The following is a 2,131-nucleotide window of genomic DNA, read 5'->3' on the forward strand; positions in this document are numbered from 1 at the left end:
CATGAGTGGCTAAATGGCAGTAGTTCAATATGAAGTTTAATACTACATAGGTTGTTTAAGACCAACGAATAGTAATGTTAGATTTTTTTCGAACGAAACGCACATACTAACCCTATTGAAAAAAGTAGGAGGATAATGCGATGAAGAATGAATCAATTGTATTTTCGAAGAATCTATCGAAAAATATAGAACTCATCAAATCCAAACTCCATCAGTCGCCTGAACTATCTGTCCGTACGATTGAACTTGTTTCCAAACGAAAGTGTGCGCTGGTCTATCTGGACGGCATCGTCAATACAGAACTCATACGAGAAGGCATCATAAACCCGTTATTTTCCATTCGTGTGATTGATGAAGACTTTATTGATACCCTCATGAGTCAACAGATTCGTTCAGAATCGGTTCTTGAAGTGACCTCTCTTTCTGATTCGATTGATGCCATTGTTCGCGGAAAAACCCTCATTCTCGTTGAAGGGTTCAATAGTGGAATTCTTGTTGATACAGCACAATGGGAAAAGCGTCCTATTGAACAAAGTACAAGGCAGATGAATATGAAAGGTCCACTTATTGCATTTTCTGAACAGCTACAAATGAACTTGAATGTTCTACACAATTTCATTCAATCACCGAATTTAATGGTTGAAAAAAAGCGAATTGGGCTGAGTTCAAAAACAGATGTCGCAATCGTTTACCTGGCGGACAGAGTGGATCAAAAAGCGTTAACAGATACTCTTGGGCGAATCGACTCACTAGATGTCGATTATGCACTTGAATCGAGAATTATTGATTGTGTATTAGAAGGGAATCAGAAAACGATTTTCCCTTTAACTTTTACGACGGAACTGCCAGATGAAACTGCCTCCGCGTTATATGAAGGGCGGATTGCTGTTTTAGTGAACGGAACACCTTCTGCTTCAATCGTTCCTTGTTTATTCGTCCAATTTTTCCAACAACCAAGTGATTATTATGTTAAGTCAGGTAATGAGATGCGAATCCTCACATTCATCAGTTTTTTCTTAACAACCTTAATACCTGGTTCGTTTTTAGCAATTGCAAATTTCCATAAAGATTGGGTGCCAAATCATTTCCATAAAACTTTTTTTATTCAAACTGAAACACTTGTTCCTGTTTGGTTCGAAGTGTTCTTAATGATTTTTTTGTTACAAATACTTTCTTACGGATCATTCAAAATTTCAAAAGGTTCGATTATACTTCTTTCGTTAATTTCAACAATTACCATTGGTTCAACTGCAGTCGATGCAAAGCTCGTTCATCCAATGAGTTTGATTATTGTCGGTGTCACATTTCTTGCGAATACAATGTTAACTGTCGGTAATATTTCTTTTACAATCTATCATTTACGTTATGCTTTTTTATTTATTGGAAGTTTATTCGGCTTTACGGGAATCGGTATTGCTTTCATCCTTATGATTATTCATCTATCGTACCTACGTTCAGTAGGTGTCCCGTATTTCGCACCATTCATTCCTTTTAATGCAAAAGAAATGAAAGATGTGTTTATACGAGGGAATTTACGTAAATTGATCAATAGTAAACACACTTACCCCCATGACGATAAAGAATAACAGGAAGTGATAAGTTAAAAAACTGATAACTGAAATTAAAGAACTGAATGTTGAGATTAAGGTTGCTCTTACAATGTTCTTAGGTGGCATGTTTTCAATGCCAATTCAATATCTTAGGGGAATGATCGGAATAGGTACGACCGTTGTAAATATTATAATAATTATGATTCTTATGTTTACAGTCTTTAAGAAATTCCCTGGTATAAAAGAGCATCAAATTAGAAGAGATAATAAAAAAGAATAGACCGTTTGTTTGATATTATCCTCTTATAATAGACAGCCAAAAAAGCCCATCCTAAGGATAGGCGGTTTGTCAATTATAGGGTATTTTATTATGGTTTTAAAAAATCTAAATCTAATAAGTATTTAATAGAGTTAAAACTAAAATACTTTAATTTAGTTTGGTATAGCTTTATTTTTTTTTAATTCCATTTAGAATATTAGTATATTTAATCGAAGTTCTTATGCAACTAACGCGTGCATTAGTTGGATAACACGAGCTGCTTATATGCGGCTTTTTTTATTGAAGTAAATGGCAGTTTAGT

Annotated in this window: 2 protein-coding genes; both read left to right on the plus strand. The window is 34.5% G+C overall.

Translation table 11 applies throughout. The features are described 5' to 3' along the window. Nucleotides 1-140 precede the first annotated feature (140 nt). A complete protein-coding gene (locus COI44_RS22885; RefSeq protein WP_098429948.1) occupies nucleotides 141-1,586 on the plus strand; it encodes a spore germination protein in 1,446 nt (481 codons plus the stop codon). Between the two features lie 97 nt (nucleotides 1,587-1,683). Further along, nucleotides 1,684-1,830, plus strand: coding sequence for a hypothetical protein (locus COI44_RS24345; RefSeq protein WP_179887237.1), 147 nt, complete (start codon nucleotides 1,684-1,686; stop codon nucleotides 1,828-1,830). The last annotated feature ends 301 nt before the right edge of the window (nucleotides 1,831-2,131 follow it).

This window comes from Bacillus sp. AFS088145, assembly GCF_002564465.1.
GTDB lineage: Bacteria > Bacillota > Bacilli > Bacillales > Bacillaceae_G > Gottfriedia.